This window comes from Nocardia sp. NPDC050630 (genome assembly GCF_044457245.1).
Classification (GTDB): domain Bacteria; phylum Actinomycetota; class Actinomycetes; order Mycobacteriales; family Mycobacteriaceae; genus Nocardia.
On record NZ_JBITGN010000006.1, the window covers coordinates 381,348 to 399,354 of the forward strand.

The following is an 18,007-nucleotide window of genomic DNA, read 5'->3' on the forward strand; positions in this document are numbered from 1 at the left end:
ATCGCGCCGGGCAAAGTTCGGATCCATCACCGGCCGCCTTCCAGCAGCTCGATCAGCGCCGGATTGGTCTTGGCACGCTCGGCCGTGCGCAGCGACATGGCGCGATAGCCCGCGGCCAGGCGGGTATCGACGGCTGCCATAGCGCTCAGATGTGCGGCAACGGCATCCGCGTCACCGCGTGCCACCGGCCCGGTCAGCGCGGACTGACCACGGCGCAGGGCATTGTCGAGAGCAGCGGAGGCCAAGGGGGCGAGCAGACGTTCGGCCAGACCGTTGGGTTGATCGTCGACGATCTGCTGGCCGAGCAGGCCGGGACCCGCGAGTGCGGCGCGCAGTGCTTCGACCGCGTCCAAGACCAGCGTGACCAGGTGATTACTGCCGTGCGCGAGTGCGGCGTGATAGAGCTGGCGATTTTCTTCCTGCACCCGAACCGGCTCGCCGCCCATTTCGATCACCAGCGATTGCGCGATGGCGAAGCCGATTTCGTCGGCGGCGGTAATGCCGAAGCAGGCATTGCCGATGCGGGCGACATCCTCGTCGTGACCGGTGAAGGTCATGGCCGGATGGACGGCCAACGGCAGTGCGCCGCGCTCGGCCAGCGGCGTCAGCACAGCGACGCCATTGGCGCCGGAGGTGTGCGCGACGATCGTGCCGGGGCGGACCACACCGGCGGATGCCAGACCGCGCACCAGCCCGGCCAGTTCGGCATCGGGTACGGCAAGCAGCAGCAATTCGCTGCGTGCGGCCACATCCTCGACCGGCAGGATCTCGGATTCGGGTAGCCGGGTGCGAGCCCGATGCACCGAGGCATCCGAGATGGCGGCCACGCCGAACACCACGTGTCCGGCGCGCTCGAGCGCCGCGCCGAGTGCGGAGCCGACGCGTCCCGCCGAGACGATTCCCACCGTCAAGCGTGCAGGCGCGGGGTCACCCGAAGCAGCGTTATCAGAGTTGACGCTTCTCGAGGTCAACGTTGTCCTCTCGATGTCGTTCCAGTCCCGGACAGCCGGGTACCAGACGTTACGCACCGAGAATATCGGCCCATCGTTCGCCGATGCCACGGGGCACCACCGTGATTTACACCGCAGTGTTTTTGGCCGCGCGGGCGCGACCCGTTCACGGCTCGCTGGTAAGACTCGCTCCGTGGTAGTCGGTGATGGCGGGACGTTCAGCACCGGATGCACGCATGCCGAAAGGGCGCGACTCGCGACTTCGGCGCACACGCTTCGTCCACTCGGCTGCGTCAGGGGCCGCGCCTTCGCACGGACACGAGACCGGCCACCACGAACTCCCCGCCCGTAAGACCCGCTCCATCGGGATCAGCGATGGCGCGGCGTACGGCACCACGTGCACGCATGCCCGATGGTCGAGACCCTACGACTTCGTCGCACCCACTTCGACCACCGGCTGAGTCCAGGGCCGCGACTACGCACGGGAGACGGGCCACGAACTCCCCGCTCGGTCGGGATGGGGGAGTGCGTCGCCGTGGCCGATCGGGCTGGGTCAGCGGCCGGTGCGTCCGTTTTCTTCCGACTGCAGGTTGGCCATGATCTCGGCCACGGAAAGTCGGCGCGACGAATTGCCGGAGTCGGCGTCCGGATCGACGCGGCGACGGCGGCGGGAGGTGGCGGTGCCCAGCGGCGGGACCGTGGTCGTCGGACGTGGAGCGGGCTCCGGATGTGTCGGCTCCGGTGCCGCGGCGTCCTGCTCGGGTTCGGACGCGGACGGCTCCGGTTCCGACGGACGCGGCGGCACGGTGTACTCGAGCGGCTGCAACCGCGGTGGAACACCGGTCTTTTCCGGATCCTCGGTGAACGCGTCGGCCCAGCCGCCAGCCGCGGTGGCCAGCGGGCCGGTGTCGTAAACATCGTCGACCTCGGCTTCGGGGATCTCGGAGTCGTCGAAATCGTCGAGGGAGACGACAGCGGTCTCCGCGGTCACCGGATCGTCGAAGGGACTGGCGAAGCGCGGCGGCTCCGGATGATCCGAGTCGAAGACCGGAGTGAAGGTGCTAGGTGATTGCTGAAACGCCATGTCCAGCCAGCTGTCGGCATTCGCCGAGCTATTGTTGGCCGAATTTCCGGATGCGCTCGGCAACTCCTGAATCCGGGTCGCATCGGCCCGCAACGCGGGTCGATCCATCGGCAGATCACCGTCGAAGAGCCGCTGCAGACTCTGCCGGAGCACGGTGAGTTCGGCGCGCAGGGCGGCCATTTCGGCCGCATCGGCACCCACCTCCGCGCGCACCCGCGCCTCGACTCCGAGCTCGTATTCGCGCCGGGCGGTCACCTCGCGTTCCAACTGGAGCTCATACACCGTTTGCAGGTCACGGACCTTGGCCTTATCGATCGTGGCTTCCTTGCGGTACCGCGTCGCGGCCAAAGCGCCGATCACCGCAGCCCACAGCGCCGCCACCAAGCCGATCCGAACAAACTGCAGACGGTCGCTGAAAACCAGGAAAACGCTGGCAACCAGACCGAGCAGAATCAATACGCCGATGAACATTTTTCCCGCGTCGTCCCGCCGTCGACGAGAGGTGCTGCTACGGGAGGGTGAAACCATGCACGCCAGGGTAGCTTGATCGGCCAGCCGCGCCCAGATTCTCGCGCGGTGATTCCATCCCGATTGTTAGCTAAGTCATTGCTGGATCGTCCGAAGGGTCCTCAGGTGCCCGACAGCAATACTCCAACCACAGTGCCGCAGCTACCAAAGCCACCCCCGCCAGCATCCCGACAATTGCGCCGGGACTATCCGCCCCCGCCGCATTCAAGGTGTCGCGCTGTGGATAAACCCACAAAAGAAAACCCAGCCATACCCCTGCGGCAAGCGAGCCGACCTGCGCGGACGCCTTCGCCAATGCGACCGCGCGGGCCGCGGTGATCGGATGCAGCTGATGGCTGCCGTCGCCGATCTGATGTTCATTGACTCGCGAGCGGATTACGAAAGCGAGTGCCACTTCAATCGCGGCCACCGGATAAAGCGATGCGCCCGCATAAATCGAGATCGGCGGGAAACTGCCATAGGCCATCCGCGTGAGCAGCCAGGCGATAAGGGCCGCGACAACGACATTCGCGATGAGGTCGAAGATCCGGGTCGGCTTCAGTTTCACGACGCCGAACCCTCCGTGGCCGCCGACAGCACGAATTCGGTCGGCCGGACACCCGCGCGTTCGCCCGCGTCGAGTTCGGCGAGCCAATCGCGCACCGGCCGCGCGGTGCCATCGACCTCGAGTTCCGCGTCCGGCTGCACATCCAGCCACGGGATAAGTACGAAGGCCCGGTTGTGTGCCTGCGGATGCGGCAGGGTCAATTCGGGATCGTCACTGCGGTAGACCGCCCCCTCCTCGACACACAACACCACATCGACATCGAGAGTGCGCGCGCCCCAACGCACTTCGCGCACCCGACCGGCGGCCTGCTCCAACTGCTGACCGAAGCGCAGCCAATCGTTCGGGCCGAACCGCGGGTCATCTACCAGCACAATGGCATTGAGATAGTCGTCCTGTTCGACACCGCCCCACGGCGCGGTCGTGTACACGGGCGACACCGCCACCACTCGATCCCCCAGTCCGTCGACGACACTGCGCAGCTGCGCGAGCCGATCGCCCAGATTCGAGCCGATCGACAAGACGGCGCGACTCATCGCTCCACCTCGCTGGCGCGGCGCTCGCTCATGCCACCACTCCGCGCTGCCGCGAGGTGACCACGCGGACATCCGCGAAGGTATGCGGAATCGGCGCGGCTGGTTTGTGCACGACGACCTCGACCGATTGGATGCGCGCATCGGTCATCACATCGTCGGCGATTTCGGCGACCACCTTTTCGATGAGATTGCGCGGCTGCCCCTGGATTATCCGCACGGCGCGCTCGGCTAGAGCCCCGTAGTCGATGGTGTTGGCCAGGTCATCGGTGGCCGCGGCGGCGGCGAAATCGGTCCATACCGTCAGATCGACCAGGAATTCCTGGCCGTCGCGGCGTTCGTAGTCGAAGCAGCCGTGATAGCCATACGCGCGCAGGCCCCGCAGCTCGATCCGGTCGGGCCGGCGCCCACCCGCCTCCGGCCCGCCACCGGTCATCGAATCACTGCGCGGTGCTGCGGTCATAGAACGGCTCCTCGGGGGCTGTGCCCGGCAGCGCGCTGCCAGGCATCGGTCACGGCAATGGCATCGAGCGAGGCACGCACATCGTGGACGCGGACACCCCAGGCCCCGTGCAGCGCGGCCAGCGCCGACACCGTCGCGGTGGCGGTCTCCCGGCCGTCGGGCGGGCGCGGACCCGCGGCATCGGCGAGCAGGGCACCGAGGAAACGTTTACGAGAGGCGCCGATGAGTATCGGCAGCCCGTGGCCGACCAATTCGGGCAGCGCGCCGAGCAGTGCCCAGTTGTGTTCGGCATTCTTGGCGAATCCGAGGCCGGGGTCGAGTACCAGTCGGGACCGGTCGACACCGGCCGTGACGGCCAACTCCACCTGCGCGGTCAATTCGGCGAGCACCTCGGCGACCACATCGTCGTAGTGGTCGGCCGGGCCGGTGTGCCGATAGTCCGCACCCGCCCGCCAGTGCATCAGAATCCATGGAACCTCAGCCGCCGCAACGACTTTCACCATATCCGGGTCGGCGCGGCCACCGGAGACATCGTTGACGACCGAAACTCCGGCCGCGATCGCCGCCTCGGCGACACCGGCCCGCATGGTGTCCACACTCGTCGGCACACCCGCGGCAACCAAACCACGAATGACCGGAACCACCCGCGCGGCCTCGGTTTCCGGGTCGATGCGCACCGCGCCGGGCCGGGTCGACTCGCCACCGATATCGATGATGTCGGCGCCCGCCTCGTACAGCTCGATGCCGTGCGCGATCGCCAGGCTCGGATCCAGATAGCGGCCGCCGTCGGAGAACGAATCGCTGGTGACGTTCACGACCCCCATCACCACACAGGAGCGATTATCGCGCGGCGCGACACTGCTCCGGAGGGTATCGGGGGCGTGCGTCGACACCGCGCGGGGCCTCACTTCCGCAGGATCAGATCGAGGGCCTCGGCCCGCGAGGCGGCGTTGGACTGCAGCAGACCGCGCACAGCGGAGGTGGTGGTGCTGGCGCCGGGCTTGCGGATACCGCGCATGGCCATGCACAGATGCTCGGCCTCGATCACGACAATGGCACCACGCGGATCCAGCTTGCGCATGACGGCATCGGCGATCTGGCTGGTCAGCCGCTCCTGTACCTGCGGACGCTTGGCATACAGATCGACCAGCCTGGCCAGTTTGGACAGTCCGGTCACCCGGCCGTGCGGGCCGGGAATGTAGCCGACGTGCGCGACGCCGTGAAAGGACACCAGGTGGTGTTCACAGGTGGAGTACAACGGGATATCGCGAACCAGCACCAATTCCTGGTGCCCCTCGTCGAAAGTGGTGTTCAGCACCGCATCCGGCTCGGTGAAGAGCCCGGCGAACATCTCTCGATAGGCGCGGGCCACGCGCGCGGGCGTATCGATCAGGCCGGGCCGGTCCGGATTCTCACCGACGGCGATCAGCAATTCTCGGATCGCGGCCTCGGCTCGGGGCTGATCGAAGGGACTGCCGGTCTCCAATGCGATCAAGTCCGGCTCGGCCGGGCCCGCACCGTTGTACTTGACCGGTTCGTCGAATTCGTCGAAAGCGCTGGCATTCGCAACGGCACCGCCGTTCACATGCCCGGGGCCACCGACGTGATTGTTGGCCGACAATCGAGGACACCTCCAAAATCTTGGGTGCGAGCAATCACCCCGCACCCAGATGGTCGAGCCTAATCGGCACGTGTCAGTGCCGACCGTTCGGTCCATCCCAATTGCGGTTCTCGCCCTCGTTATTCCCAGTGCCACTTGCGGGCTCGTCATAGCCGTCGCTGCCGCGGCCCGGCTGACCCCATGGCTGCTGCGGCTGCGGATAGCCGTGGCGCGACTGCGGCTCACCCTGCCAGCCGCCGTAGCCGGGCTGACCCGACTGCTGCTGCGGCTCGTCGCGAGGCGGCCAGCCCGGTGCCGACCAACCGGCCGGGGCGCCGTAATCCGGCCGCGAACCATGCGTCGCGCCCTGTCGCGGGTAGGCCGGGGTGGGCGCCTGCGGCAACGGGTGCGGCTGGGCGTAGCCGCCGTAGCGCGGTTCCTCCTGGTAACCGGCGTCCGGATAGCCATTCGCGGTCGCCGCTTCGCGCTGCGGCAGCTTCGGCAGCAGCGGCTCCTGCGGGGGCCACGGCTCGCCGCGTTCGGCGGCCAGTTCGCCCGGAGTCTTCACCGGTGGCTTATCCGATGGCACCCGCTCGCCGAAATCGTTGAACGCGGTTATGCGCGGCCGCTTCTGCACCGCGGCGAGGATCTCCTCGAGATCCTTGCGGTGCAAGGTCTCCCGCTCCAGCAGCGCCGTGGCGAGCACATCGAGCACATCGCGGTACTCGTTGAGGATGGCCCACGCCTCGGTGTGCGCGGCCTCGATCAGGTTGCGCACCTCCTCGTCGATGGCGCCGGCGACCTCGTGCGAGAAGCCCGAACCCACGCCCATCGACCGACCCAGGAACGGATCGCCTTGCTCCTCGCCGTAACGCACCGCGCCCAGACGTGCGCTCATGCCGTATTCGGTGACCATCGCGCGTGCGATCTTGGTGGCCTGATCGATATCCGAGGACGCACCGGTGGTCGGCTCGTGGAATACCAGTTCCTCGGCCGCGCGACCACCCATCGCCATGACCAGGCGGGCGATCATCTCCGAACGGGTCATCAGGCCCTTGTCGTCCTCGGGCACCGTCATGGCGTGGCCGCCGGTGCGGCCGCGGGCCAGGATGGTGACCTTGTAGACCGGCTCGATATCCGGCATCGCCCAGGCGGCCAGGGTGTGGCCGCCCTCGTGGTAGGCGGTGATCTTCTTCTCGTGCTCGCTGATGATGCGGCTCTTACGGCGCGGACCACCGACGACGCGGTCCACCGACTCCTCGAGTTGCTCGCCGGTGATCACCGCGCCGTTCTCGCGGGCGGTGAGCAGTGCGGCCTCGTTGACGACATTGGCCAGATCCGCGCCGGACATGCCGACGGTGCGCTTGGCCAGACCGTCGAGATCGGCCTCCGGCGAAATCGGCTTGCCCTGCGAATGCACCCGCAGGATGGCACGACGCCCGGCCAGGTCCGGATTGCTGACCGGGATCTGCCGGTCGAACCGGCCCGGACGCAGCAAGGCCGGATCGAGGATGTCGGGGCGATTGGTCGCGGCGATCAGGATGACGCCGGTGCGATCGCCGAACCCGTCCATCTCGACGAGCAACTGGTTCAGCGTCTGCTCACGCTCGTCGTGACCACCGCCGAGGCCGGCGCCGCGCTGGCGGCCGACCGCGTCGATCTCGTCGACGAAGATGATGCACGGGCTGTTCTGCTTGGCCTGTTCGAACAGGTCGCGCACGCGGGAGGCGCCGACACCGACGAACATTTCGACGAAGTCCGAACCGGAGATGGTGAAGAACGGCACCCCGGCCTCGCCCGCGACGGCACGCGCCAGCAGGGTCTTACCGGTGCCGGGCGGGCCGTAGAGCAGCACGCCCTTCGGGATCTTCGCGCCCAGCGCCTGGTAGCGCACCGGGTTCTGCAGGAAGTCCTTGATTTCGTAGAGCTCTTCGACGGCCTCGTCGGCACCGGCCACATCCGCGAAGGTGGTCTTCGGCATGTCCTTGGACAGCTGTTTGGCCTTGGATTTACCGAAGCCCATCATGCCGCCGCGACCGCCGCCCTGCATGCGCGACATCACAAAGATGAACAGGCCCAACAAGATCACCATCGGCAGCACGAACAGCAGGATCTGGGTGAACCAGCTGTCCTGTTTGACCACCGTGTTGAACGGTGCGCCGGACTTCTGCACGGCATCGAAGACCTGGTTGGAGGTCTCACTACCGCCTGGATACTTGGCGATGACCTTCTTCGAGCCGGAGGTGGCGTCGTTCCCGTTGTTCAGCTCGATGCGCAGCTGCTGCTCGCGGTCGTCGATCTGGACGTTCTTGACGTTGCTTTTGTCGTTCAGCTGACTCAACGCCACCGAGGTATCGACGCTCTTCCAGCCCCGCGTGTCATTGCCGAAATAGCTGAACGCATAGATCACGAGCAAGATGCCCGAGACTATGGCCAGGGTGCGAAACACAGTCTTGCGGTTCATAGAGCGTAGGCCGGGCGGCCAGTCCTTTCCGGGTGTCTCCGGTGCATGCCTAGCGTGGCGTTGGGCGCGTCCCGTCCGGTGGTTCGGATGCGGACATGCCACGTTACCGCGTACGGTCTAGTCGATACATCGCGCAGTTCGGCAGCTGGTGTAGTTCGACAGGTAAACGGTCGGGGAACGTCCGTGGTTCCCGAAGTCTCCGGTCGGGTTACGCCAAGTGGTCACAATCATGTCATGTTCGGCCTATCGTGAGCGACGACACATAGCCGCGGTGCGAGCGACGGGGCCGAAGGCGGTAGCTTGCGGAACCACGTAGGCCCCGGCAGCACCGCAGACCAAACAGAGCGCAGGGGGTATGGACATAGTTGAGCTACGGACACCCACAGCGATACTCCGGCACGGCCGGGGACGACTGATCGTGCTACGCCCGGGCAGCGATGGCGAACGTGTACTGGACGTGCCGGTCACCGATCTGCTCAAGGTTCGGCTGAACCGCCGCGCCGATGACGCGGTCGTCATCGAGATCTATCTGCGTTATCCCACACCGGTGCTCACCGGTGTACCCGCCGACCGCACACCGCTGCCGGTATTGATAGCCGACCACGATTTCCCCGCGGCCGCCGAAATCGTCGAGCGCATCAACGATCAGATCCTGGCCAGCCAGCGCATGGATGTGGCCGCACCTGATCTGCAGCCGCCCGCCCCGCAATGGGGTAAGAGCGGGCCGACCCGAGCCGATGTCGATCGAGCCGTGCGGCGGATGGCCCCCAAGCGCGAAGCCAAGGCGGCGATAGCCGCACTCCATCGCTACGTCACCATCGACGAATATGTGCTGGAGACTGCCATCGTGGTTGCGCATCCACCGGCGGGCAGCGGTCCCGGCCTGCTGGCCGCGACCACCGGACGGCTGCTGTTCATCTCCATCGGACCCGGTGACAGGTACGCGCACGAGCTTCCGATCCCGGTCGTCATGTGGGCGCGCACCACCGACGGCCCGATGACCGCTCCCGGTGAGGTCGGCTCGGTGCGCGGCGAGACCGGCATCGATGTGCACGACGGAAACGTCACGTTGCATTTCACCGGCACCGATCGGGCCGATACCGAGCGTGTCACCTGCGCGGTGAATTTCGCCGTCCGGCGCGATTCGGCCGACGGTGCGGCCGGTCCGGCCGATCCGGGTGTCTCCCAGCTTTATTCCGAGTGGGAGTTGCTGGTGGAGCGGCATTCCCTGGGCATGGTCGACGACGGACAGTTCCAGCGCTACGGGCGTGGGATTCTGCGCTCACTCCCCGACGGGCACTGATTGCAGCGTGATCCGCCGCCACGGGCTGGTCGGACGCAACCACAGGCGCAGCAGTTCCATGCGCCGATCCACGCCGCCGTTCTTGAGTTCGGCCAGATCCTCACAGGCCTGCCAGTAGGTCCAGCCGGTCAGGTAGGCATCGCCGAATTGGCGCCAATTCTGGTATTTGCGCTGGGCCAGCGGCAGTGCCCGCATCAGATAGCCCCAGGCCACGTCGGCGTCGAGATAGCCCGCGGTGAAGGCCATTCGGGCCACCGCGACCACGCGGGCCAGATCCCAGGCATGGATATCACTCGGCAGCGGACGGGCCAGATGATCGGTGAAACCGATTTTGATCGCCTGTGACCAGATGTCGTAATCGCGAACCAGCGCCTCCGGATTGTCCATCCCCCGGAACGAGCCCACCTGGCGCAGGAAGGCCCGGTGCCGATCGGCTCGCTCACCGAACCGGTCGCGTTCACTGGCATTGATCGATGCCATCACCAACGGATGCACCATCGCGTACAGCGGCGCGTGCATACCTTCGAGCAACTGCTCCATGGAGGCCTGCGCCTCGGTGCTGTCGGTGATGCCCCACGCGCCGGTAAGCGTATCGATGGCGAGTTCGCGCCGGTCACCGAGCGGATGGTCACGCTCGGGGCCGAGCAGCAGGGCATCGTGGAAGGCATCCCAGCGGGCCGAATAGAACGCGCCGAGAGCGAGCGCGCGCAACTCGTCATCCGATACCGCCGCGCCGGACCAGTGGTCCTCTTCCCGCTTGTCGAGTTCGTCGTAGGGGAATGTTGTCAAGGTGGGGACACCGCGGGCAGGCATACCCCGATTGTTCACCATCGATCTTGGATAAACCTGTGTAATCGCTTGGCTTCGTCGGATCTGTTTCTTGTCCTGCCTTACCCCGACAAAGGGCAGTAGTGTGCTCCCATGAGTAGCAACATCACCCTCCTTCGTGGCCTGGAGCCTGCGCCTACCGAGCAGGAAATCTATGCTGCCGCACTGCAGTACGTGCGTACGGTCGGTGGCGTGTCCGGCCTGAGCACCACAACCAAGGCGGCCGTGGACAAGGCGGTGAACGCCATCGCGGCAGCGACCACGCAATTGCTCGCGGATCTACCGGATGTGCGGGTCGCACCGGTCACCGAACCGCCGCTACGCCACGAACGCGAGGTCGCGGAGGCGGAGTAGTTCTCGACGTTTCACGGTAGGGCGTCCGCGCCGTAGGTGGCGACGCAGGCCAGTGCGATTTCCAGCGGCAGACTGCGCGCTTGGATCGGATGGCCGAGCAGTTCCTCGATCCGCTGGATTCGATAGCGGACCGTGTTTTTGTGCACACCGAGTAATTTCGCCGTGGCCTCCGGGCTGCGCTGGCTTTTCAGATATGCATGCAAGGTTTCGCGCAGTCGGGTGGCGTTGACATCACGGCCCGCCAGCGTGTGCAATTCGCGCCCGATCAGACCGCGCATGGCGGCGTCGTCGGCGCCCGCCAAATAGGCGATCTCCACCTCGCGATATGCGGTGACCCGCGCGCGATCCGCCGGAGCGCGCTCGGCGACGTGCCTGGCCGCGACCGCCTCGTAATGGCCCTGCCGGAACCCGGCGGCCTGCGGCGCGGGCACCCCGAACGCGACCCGCACCGGCGGCTCCACCTGTCCGAGCACCATTCGCTCGATCTCACCCGGAACCGCCAATTCGGCGGCATGGCTCTCGTCGTCCAAACTCGCCCAGGCCCACATGCCGCTCGCACCGGAGGCGACAGTGAGCACGTGGTTGCTGCCGAGCACGGTGGCCAATCGTGTCGCCACCCGATCCAGCAAGCCGCTCGACTCGCTGTCCGGCTCGCCGGTGGCCTCATCGGTCCACAGCACAAAGGCCAAGTGCTGCTTGGTAAGCCGGTAGCCGAGCCGTACCGAGGCCTGGTCGATATCGAGTTCGTCTCCGGCGAGCAAAGCGCGCACGATTTCGGTGCGGCGGTTGAGGGCGGCCCGCATTACGCGCTCGCGCTCCTCCATATACGTGTCGGTGAGCGTCTCCACCGAAATGCTGACCCATCGGGTGGAACGCTCGAATAGCCGCAGCATTACCGCCCGCTCGATTTCGGGTGGCGGTCGGCGTTCGTCGACCGCGTCGGTCATGTAGTCGAGGACCGCCTCCTGCCCAACGTGATAGGTCCGCAGCAGCAGCCGCAGGTCATAACCGCGCCGGGCGAGGGTTCGGGCGAAGGCGTGCGCCTCCTCCGGCAGGGCGAATTCGATGGTGTCACTGGTGAGATTGGCGAGCACCACTCTGGCGTGTGCGCGGGTGCTCGCGGCCAGGTCGCGGCGCATATCTCGATCGGCGAGTTCCGGGATGTGCGCGATGATCGCGTTGTCGAGGCGGTCGACGACCTGTTCCAGAGCCTGGGTGCGCATGGTCTCGTAGACGTATTCGGCGAGCCAGTCGCGGACCACCGCGCTATTAGGACTGATCCGGCCGGTGCTCATCCAGAGTCCGAATTGTGCTTCGAGAACAAAAACGACCTCATTCGTTGACAAATCGGGCCAAGAAAGTCCGCCAACCTTGTGTCACGATCATAGGTCAGTGAACTGATTCACAGCACCGGCGGTGCACAGCACAACGTAGTGGGAGAACAGTGTGACCGATACCGTGCCCGGCGCGGCCGAGCAGAAAACCGCGCGCAAGACCACGGCCGAGAAAGCGGATCCGGAACTGATCGAGGTCCGCAATCCGGGTACCGGCGCGGTGGTCGGCACCGTGCCGAACGAGAGCCCCGACGCGGTCGCGGCCAAGATTCGCGAATTGCGCCTGTATCAGCCGGAGTGGGAGGCGATCGGCCCCGACGGGCGCAAGGAATGGCTGCTGAAGCTGCAGGACTGGATCATCGACAACACCGAGCACCTGGCCGATGTGCTGCAGGCCGAGGCGGGCAAGCCTCGGGTGGACGCGCTGATCGACCCGGCCTTCTCCACCGATCTGATCGGCTACTACGCGCGCCGGGCCGGCAAGTTCCTCGCCGACGACCACCCCTCGCCGCACAGCCCGCTTGCCCGGGTCAAGAAGTTGACCACGGTGTACAAGCCGTATCCGGTGGTCGGTGTGATCACGCCGTGGAACTTCCCGCTGGCCATGCCGGTCATCGATGTGATCCCAGCGCTGGCCGCCGGTGCCGCGGTGATTCTCAAGCCTTCGGAGGTGACTCCGCTTTCGGCTGTCGAATTGGCAAGGGGCTGGGCCGAAATCGGCGCGCCGCCGGTATTCGCCGTGGTCACCGGGGCGGGTGCGACGGGTGCGGCGGTAGTCGAGCATGCCGACTACATCCAGTTCACCGGTTCGACCGCGACCGGGCGCAAGATCGCCGCGGCCTGTGTCGAGCGGTTGATCCCCTACAGCCTGGAGTTGGGCGGTAAGGATCCGGCGATTGTGCTGGCCGATGCGGATCTGGATCGGGCCGCGCACGGCATCGCCTTCGGCGGCATGTTCAACTCGGGCCAGGTCTGCATTTCGGTGGAGCGGGTGTATGTGGAGGCTCCGGTCTACGACGAATTCGTCGTCAAGCTCACCGATGCGGTCAAGAATCTGCGCCAGGGCCTCGACGGTCGCGAGCCCCGATACGACGTTGGCGCGCTGGCCAATGAGAACCAGGCCCAGATCGTGCAGCGGCATGTCGAGGAGGCAGTGGCCGCGGGGGCGAGGGTAACCACCGGCGGCAAGCGCACCGGTGTCGGCACCCTGTTCGAACCCACTGTGCTCGTCGATGTCGACCACACCATGTCCTGCATTACCGAGGAGACCTTCGGCCCGACCCTGCCGGTGATCAAGGTCGCCGATGAAGCCGAAGCCGTTCGGCTGGCCAATGATTCGATCTATGGCCTGTCGGCCTCGGTGTGGACCGGCGATAAGGAGCGCGGCGAGCGCGTGGCCCGTGCGCTGGAGGCCGGGGCGGTGAACATCAACGACGTCTTCGTCAACCTGTTCAGCTTCGCGTTGCCGATGGGCGGCTGGGGACAGTCCGGTGTGGGCGCGCGCTGGGGTGGTGCGAACGGCGTCCGCAAGTACTGCAGGCAGAAGGCGATCACCACGCCGATCCTGCCGACCCAGCAGAAGGAACTGCTCTGGTTCCCGTACCAGATGCCGAAGGTGCTGTTCGGGCTCGCGGCGATGCGTGCCGCGGGGGCTCGTGGACTGCGGCGCATCGATATCGCGGCGATTCTGAAACTCAAGGGAGACAACAAGTGAGCACGGCGAAGATTCGCGGCAAGGTCGTCGTCATCACCGGCGGCGCGCGCGGCATCGGATTGGCCACGGCGACCGCACTGCAAGCGCTCGGCGCCAAGATCGCGATCGGCGATATCGACGAGACCACGGTCAAGGAGTCCGGCGCCGCCCGCGATTTCGAGCTGTACGGGCGCCTCGATGTCACCGATGCCACCTCGTTCGAGAGCTTCCTCGACGAGGTCGAGCGCACCGTCGGCCCGATCGACGTGCTGATCAACAATGCGGGCATCATGCCGACCGGTAAATTCGCCGATGAGCCGGACCAGATCACCCGCCGGATCCTGGATATCAACGTCTACGGCGTAATCCTCGGCTCCAAACTGGGCCTGACGCGCATGCTGGCGCGCAAGCGGGGCCACATCATCAATATCGCCTCGCTCGCGGGCGAGACGCATATCCCGGGCCTGGCGACCTATAACGCCAGCAAGCATGCGGTACTCGGCTTTACCGACACCCTGCGCGAGGAGTACCGGGGTTCGGGTGTCGCATTCTCCTCGGTGCTGCCGACGCTGACGAATACCGAGCTCGGCTCCGGTGTGAGTGGCCCGAAGCTGTTGCGTCCGGCCGAGCCGGAGGAGATCGCCGATGCGATCGTCGCGCTGATCGCCGAGCCGAAGTCCAAGGTCCGGGTCACCGCGGTGGCCGGATTCCTGTCGCGGCTGGTGAATCTGCTGCCCGAGCCGGTGGCTGATGGATTGGCCAGGGCGCTGGGTTCGAGCAATGCGTTCCTCGACGATGTGGATGTGGCCGAGCGAAAGGCCTATGAGGATCGGGCACGCAGCCTCTGAGTGATCGCTGAAGGCGCCGTGGTCGGGTCATCGACCACGGCGCCTTCGCGCGTCGGAACGTCCTCGCAACGGCGGCTTCCGAACGATTCGGACGAGATAGCAAACGCAAATGTGATGAACATCACTTCAGCCGCCGGTAATGGCATCACTCCCGTTGCGGGGCGGTTTCTCGACCGTGACCGGCCACACTCCGGCACTCCCGCAACATGGCCCGCGAATCTGTCACACACCGCATCGTTGCTGGTCATACGCCCAATTAACTTGCATGCGACGTCGAGGCGCACGAGTGCCGGAGATTCGCCGAGTCGATGATGCAAATGACCATGACAAGCCATATGCTGTGTCTAACAAACCTGCCGACTGTTTCGGCTGCCGTATCCGGACTTTCGGGCCTCAATAGGCTGGAAATTCAGGACCGATTCTGATAGCAAGGGGCTATGGACCCGCATTTGCGCGACCTGCGGTATTTCGTCGCCGTCGCTGAGGAACTGCACTTCACCAACGCCGCTCAGCGGTTGCACATCGCTCAACCCACCCTCTCGCGTCAGATTCGTCAGCTGGAACGCCAGCTCGACGTGGTCCTGTTCGACCGCAACCAGCGCAGTGTCGCGCTGACCGTCGCGGGTAAGGAGTTGCTCGAAGGAGCCCGCAAGATCCTGGAGCTCTGGGAGGTCACCAACGTCTCCCTGCAGGAGGCGGGTGAGGTGCTGCGCGTCGGCATCCAGTCCGCGCTCGGCCGCGGGCTGCTCAACGATCTGGAGAGCGCGAGCGGGCACCGCCTCGCACTGCACGCCGCCTCCTGGACCGACCCGTCCAGCGGTCTGGCCGGGCGGCAGGCCGACCTCGCACTGGTCTGGCTTCCGCTACCCGATCCGAATCGGTACCGCTGGCAGGTACTGCGCACCGAGCCGCGCTGGGTCCTGCTGCCGGAGAACCATCCGCTGGCCGAAAACCAGACCATCGACTTCGCCGACCTGCTGGACGAGGCGTTCATCGCACTGCCCACCGAGGCCGGTGCGGTGCGCGACTTCTGGCTCGGCAACGATGCCCGCAATGGCCGTCAGCCCAAGATCGGCGCCGAGGCTGCGACCCCAGAGGACAAGCTCGAGGCCGTGAGCCTCGGCCTCGGCGTCTGCCTGCTGGCCGAGAACAATGTGCCGATGTACCGCTGGCCCGGTCTGACCGCCCGCCCACTCGCCGGACTCGCCCCATGCGAACTCGCGGTGGCCTGGCGCGCCGACGACAACCGACCGACCATCCTCGAATTCGCCGCACGCGCGGTAGAGGGTGGTTTCGCGGTACAGCACCAGCCCGCGATCGCCGGTTAAACGCTCGCCCCTAGCCCTCTCTCAGCCCGACGGAGCGAGTCTTAGAGCGAGGTTCGCGGGCCCGTCTCACGTCCGAGCCGTCGAAGCGCATGCACCGCAGGCGCGAGTCTCGACGGCTCGGATGCGAGACATCAAGGGACACGCAGCGCCGGAGTCGCTGCAATCAAACACTGTTCGCGGCCCGTCTTACATCCGACCCGTCGAAGCATGTGCGCCCGCAAGGCGCGGAACTCGCCCTTCCCGCATGCGTGCACCAAGTGCCGAACGCCCCGCCACCACCAACCACCACGGAGCGAGTCTTACGAGCGACGTTCACGGCCCGTCTCGCGTCCGAGTCGTCGAAGCGCATGCGACGAAGTCGCTAGTCTCGACGGCTCGGACGCGAGACACCAGGGGGCCGCGAACACGCGGCGCCCGCGCCGCCATCAAACACAGTTACCGTTCGCTTCCAGGGGTGGGTCGACTCGAGTTGCGCCGCGAGGCGCAGCACGATCGATTCACTGCCGGGGGGTGCCGCGAGCTGGGCGGCGACCGGCGTTTTCGATCTGGGATGCATGCCCATCGGGATCGACGCGGCGGGCCAGCCGACCAGATTCCACAGCGGTGTGAACGGTGAATACCGAGCGCTGGTAACAACATTCGCGAGCCAACCCAGCATGTGCCAGGCCCTGGCCCGCGGTGGTGGCGCGGCGAGTGTCGGGGTGATCACCACGTGGTAGCGCTCGAAGAAATCCAGTAGGCGAGCCTCGACCCGGTCCACCTGGGCCGGGCGCACCAGCCGAAACCGCTGGACGAGCCGACCGAGTGCGACGTGGCGGCGGGTGCGCCGTTGCAGCCGTTCGGGTCGCACGAGATTCGCGGCTTCGCGCGCAGCGAATGCCAACCAGCGCAGGCCGACCGAGACGAGTGAGTCGCCGTAGGGCAGCGTCACCGATTCCACCAGGTGCCCGGCCGCGACGGCGGCCGAAGCAGCGGTGCGGGCCGCCGCGGTCCAGTGCCGATCGACCCGGAACAACCGGGACGGTGGCGCCACGGCCAGCCCGATGCGTAGTCGGCCCGGCGGTTCCAATTCGGCTAGGTCGGGGCGCGCGGCCAGCACCGATAGGGCGAGCGCGGCATCGCCGACTGTCGTTGCGAGCACACCGTTTTCGACCATCCCGGACCAGGAATCGACGCCTACCTCGGCGGGCACCGTATACCGTCCTGGCTTGATCCCGAAGACCCCGCAGCAGGCCGCGGGAACACGTACCGAACCGACACCGTCGTCGCCGTGCGCCACCGGTACCAATCCAGCCGCCACGGCCGCGGCCGAACCGCCGGACGAGCCACCGGCGCTGCGCGCGGGATTCCACGGGTTCCGGGTGATGCGGCCTTCGCTCTCGGTCGTGCCCCACAGGCCCAGCTCGGGGACCGCGGTCAGCCCTACCACCACCGCACCCGCGGCCCGCAGCCTGCACACCGCCGGATGGTCCGCGGTTGCCGGGCGGGGATCGGTGGCGGTGGAACCGGCCAGCGGCGCTTCACCCTCGACCGCGATGTTGTGTTTTATCGCGATGGGCACGCCCGCCAGCGGCAGCATATCCAGGTCGGGACGCTGTTCGAGGGCGAGCGCCTCGGCCCGTGCCTTAGCAGAGCGAACGACCGTGAATGCATTCGTTTTTCGGTTCCCGGCGGCGATCAACTCCAGGGCGTTATCGACGGATTCGATCGGCGTCAGCGAGCCGTCGCGGACACTTGCCGCAATTGCCGCCGCCGGACCTCGTGACAGGCCGGATTCGCGTGGCATGCTGGAATCCATCGAAGCATGTACGGCATCGGTCTCGCCCACCGCGATCCCATGGGCGGCCTGCACCTCCGGGGCTTCAACAGCCTCCGGAGCGGTGGAATCCGTCACCGTCGACTCCATCGCCGCGACGCCACCCGCCGCGGTCGTCGCAGTATTCGATTTACGGCGCGGCTCCCGGGTAGTTCCGTGGTCGCGCTCGGCTACTTCAGCGCCCGCTACTCGCGCCGTCTTGTTCATGTGCTGGTTCTCCCCCATCGCATGGTTGTCGAATTCGGGTGATCCGCTGTTGTGGCGCAAGTTATCATTTCGATTACTGCTCGGGGGACGATGTCGTCGGGTGTGGCGGAAATTCACGGACACATCCACC

At 66.4% G+C, this 18,007-nt stretch carries 16 protein-coding genes; 5 read left to right on the forward strand and 11 right to left on the reverse strand.

Annotation, left to right across the window (positions count from 1 at the left end):
• Positions 1-26: 26 nt before the first annotated feature.
• From ACIBG0_RS18975 to ftsH, 8 genes are all read right to left on the reverse strand, one after another.
• On the reverse strand, positions 27-971 hold the full coding sequence (locus tag ACIBG0_RS18975; RefSeq protein ID WP_397034011.1) for a Rossmann-like and DUF2520 domain-containing protein: 945 nt from the start codon (positions 969-971) through the stop codon (positions 27-29).
• 532 nt (positions 972-1,503) lie between these two features.
• Positions 1,504-2,562, reverse strand: coding sequence for a DUF6779 domain-containing protein (locus tag ACIBG0_RS18980; protein WP_397034012.1), 1,059 nt, complete (start codon positions 2,560-2,562; stop codon positions 1,504-1,506).
• Between the two features lie 70 nt (positions 2,563-2,632).
• Entirely contained in the window at positions 2,633-3,103 is a 471-nt protein-coding gene (locus ACIBG0_RS18985; protein WP_397034098.1) for a DUF3180 domain-containing protein, read from the reverse strand.
• Between the two features lie 2 nt (positions 3,104-3,105).
• A complete protein-coding gene (gene folK, locus ACIBG0_RS18990) occupies positions 3,106-3,642 on the reverse strand; it encodes a 2-amino-4-hydroxy-6-hydroxymethyldihydropteridine diphosphokinase (protein WP_397034014.1) in 537 nt (178 codons plus the stop codon).
• Positions 3,643-3,670: 28 nt separating this feature from the next.
• A complete protein-coding gene (gene folB, locus ACIBG0_RS18995; protein ID WP_397034099.1) occupies positions 3,671-4,075 on the reverse strand; it encodes a dihydroneopterin aldolase in 405 nt (134 codons plus the stop codon).
• A gap of 23 nt (positions 4,076-4,098) precedes the next feature.
• Positions 4,099-4,926, reverse strand: coding sequence for a dihydropteroate synthase (gene folP / locus ACIBG0_RS19000; protein ID WP_397034015.1), 828 nt, complete (start codon positions 4,924-4,926; stop codon positions 4,099-4,101).
• Positions 4,927-5,006: 80 nt separating this feature from the next.
• The gene (folE, locus tag ACIBG0_RS19005; RefSeq protein ID WP_040686186.1) at positions 5,007-5,597 is read right to left on the reverse strand and encodes a GTP cyclohydrolase I FolE; all 591 of its coding nucleotides are present in this window, start codon (positions 5,595-5,597) and stop codon (positions 5,007-5,009) included.
• 199 nt (positions 5,598-5,796) lie between these two features.
• On the reverse strand, positions 5,797-8,166 hold the full coding sequence (ftsH, locus tag ACIBG0_RS19010) for an ATP-dependent zinc metalloprotease FtsH (protein ID WP_397034017.1): 2,370 nt from the start codon (positions 8,164-8,166) through the stop codon (positions 5,797-5,799).
• A 355-nt stretch (positions 8,167-8,521) separates the two neighbouring features.
• Between ftsH and ACIBG0_RS19015 the strand changes: the two genes are divergently transcribed.
• A complete protein-coding gene (locus tag ACIBG0_RS19015) occupies positions 8,522-9,469 on the forward strand; it encodes a hypothetical protein (protein ID WP_397034019.1) in 948 nt (315 codons plus the stop codon).
• On the opposite strand, the gene ACIBG0_RS19020 is transcribed toward ACIBG0_RS19015, so the two are convergent.
• The gene (locus ACIBG0_RS19020) at positions 9,449-10,300 is read right to left on the reverse strand and encodes a DUF1266 domain-containing protein (RefSeq protein WP_397034021.1); all 852 of its coding nucleotides are present in this window, start codon (positions 10,298-10,300) and stop codon (positions 9,449-9,451) included. The two genes, ACIBG0_RS19015 and ACIBG0_RS19020, sit on opposite strands and share 21 nt — an antisense overlap.
• Positions 10,301-10,390: 90 nt before the next feature.
• Between ACIBG0_RS19020 and ACIBG0_RS19025 the strand changes: the two genes are divergently transcribed.
• Positions 10,391-10,651 (forward strand): DUF2277 domain-containing protein, encoded by a 261-nt coding sequence (locus ACIBG0_RS19025; protein ID WP_397034023.1) that lies wholly within the window; start codon positions 10,391-10,393, stop codon positions 10,649-10,651.
• Positions 10,652-10,662: 11 nt separating this feature from the next.
• Here the strand turns inward: ACIBG0_RS19025 and ACIBG0_RS19030 are convergent, their stop codons facing one another.
• Positions 10,663-11,946, reverse strand: a complete 1,284-nt coding sequence (locus tag ACIBG0_RS19030) for a PucR family transcriptional regulator (RefSeq protein ID WP_397034024.1) — start codon at positions 11,944-11,946, stop codon at positions 10,663-10,665.
• Positions 11,947-12,109: 163 nt separating this feature from the next.
• On the opposite strand from ACIBG0_RS19030, the gene ACIBG0_RS19035 reads away from it, so the two are divergent.
• The 3 genes from ACIBG0_RS19035 (at position 12,110) to ACIBG0_RS19045 (ending at position 15,854) form a co-directional block, all read left to right on the forward strand.
• Positions 12,110-13,699 carry an aldehyde dehydrogenase family protein gene (locus ACIBG0_RS19035; protein WP_397034102.1) on the forward strand — a complete coding sequence of 530 codons (1,590 nt, stop codon included), beginning with the start codon at positions 12,110-12,112 and terminating at the stop codon, positions 13,697-13,699.
• A complete protein-coding gene (locus ACIBG0_RS19040) occupies positions 13,696-14,526 on the forward strand; it encodes an SDR family oxidoreductase (RefSeq protein ID WP_397034025.1) in 831 nt (276 codons plus the stop codon). The genes ACIBG0_RS19035 and ACIBG0_RS19040 overlap by 4 nt, the downstream gene beginning before the upstream one ends.
• A gap of 437 nt (positions 14,527-14,963) precedes the next feature.
• Positions 14,964-15,854 carry a LysR family transcriptional regulator gene (locus tag ACIBG0_RS19045; protein WP_397034027.1) on the forward strand — a complete coding sequence of 297 codons (891 nt, stop codon included), beginning with the start codon at positions 14,964-14,966 and terminating at the stop codon, positions 15,852-15,854.
• Between the two features lie 361 nt (positions 15,855-16,215).
• Here the strand turns inward: ACIBG0_RS19045 and ACIBG0_RS19050 are convergent, their stop codons facing one another.
• On the reverse strand, positions 16,216-17,640 hold the full coding sequence (locus tag ACIBG0_RS19050) for an amidase (protein ID WP_397034104.1): 1,425 nt from the start codon (positions 17,638-17,640) through the stop codon (positions 16,216-16,218).
• Positions 17,641-18,007 lie beyond the last annotated feature (367 nt).

What these genes read in the sequence shown, in the direction of transcription:
- ACIBG0_RS18980 (WP_397034012.1), bottom strand. Translation starts at nt 2,562, where the DNA reads ATGGTTTCACCCTCCCGTAGCAGCACCTCTCGTCGACGGCGGGACGAC.
- folK (WP_397034014.1), bottom strand. Translation starts at nt 3,642, where the DNA reads ATGAGTCGCGCCGTCTTGTCGATCGGCTCGAATCTGGGCGATCGGCTC.
- folB (WP_397034099.1), bottom strand. Translation starts at nt 4,075, where the DNA reads ATGACCGGTGGCGGGCCGGAGGCGGGTGGGCGCCGGCCCGACCGGATC.
- folP (WP_397034015.1), bottom strand. Translation starts at nt 4,926, where the DNA reads ATGGGGGTCGTGAACGTCACCAGCGATTCGTTCTCCGACGGCGGCCGC.
- ftsH (WP_397034017.1), bottom strand. Translation starts at nt 8,166, where the DNA reads ATGAACCGCAAGACTGTGTTTCGCACCCTGGCCATAGTCTCGGGCATC.
- ACIBG0_RS19015 (WP_397034019.1), top strand. Translation starts at nt 8,522, where the DNA reads ATGGACATAGTTGAGCTACGGACACCCACAGCGATACTCCGGCACGGC.
- ACIBG0_RS19020 (WP_397034021.1), bottom strand. Translation starts at nt 10,300, where the DNA reads ATGGTGAACAATCGGGGTATGCCTGCCCGCGGTGTCCCCACCTTGACA.
- ACIBG0_RS19025 (WP_397034023.1), top strand. Translation starts at nt 10,391, where the DNA reads ATGAGTAGCAACATCACCCTCCTTCGTGGCCTGGAGCCTGCGCCTACC.
- ACIBG0_RS19030 (WP_397034024.1), bottom strand. Translation starts at nt 11,946, where the DNA reads ATGAGCACCGGCCGGATCAGTCCTAATAGCGCGGTGGTCCGCGACTGG.
- ACIBG0_RS19045 (WP_397034027.1), top strand. Translation starts at nt 14,964, where the DNA reads ATGGACCCGCATTTGCGCGACCTGCGGTATTTCGTCGCCGTCGCTGAG.
- ACIBG0_RS19050 (WP_397034104.1), bottom strand. Translation starts at nt 17,640, where the DNA reads ATGCCACGCGAATCCGGCCTGTCACGAGGTCCGGCGGCGGCAATTGCG.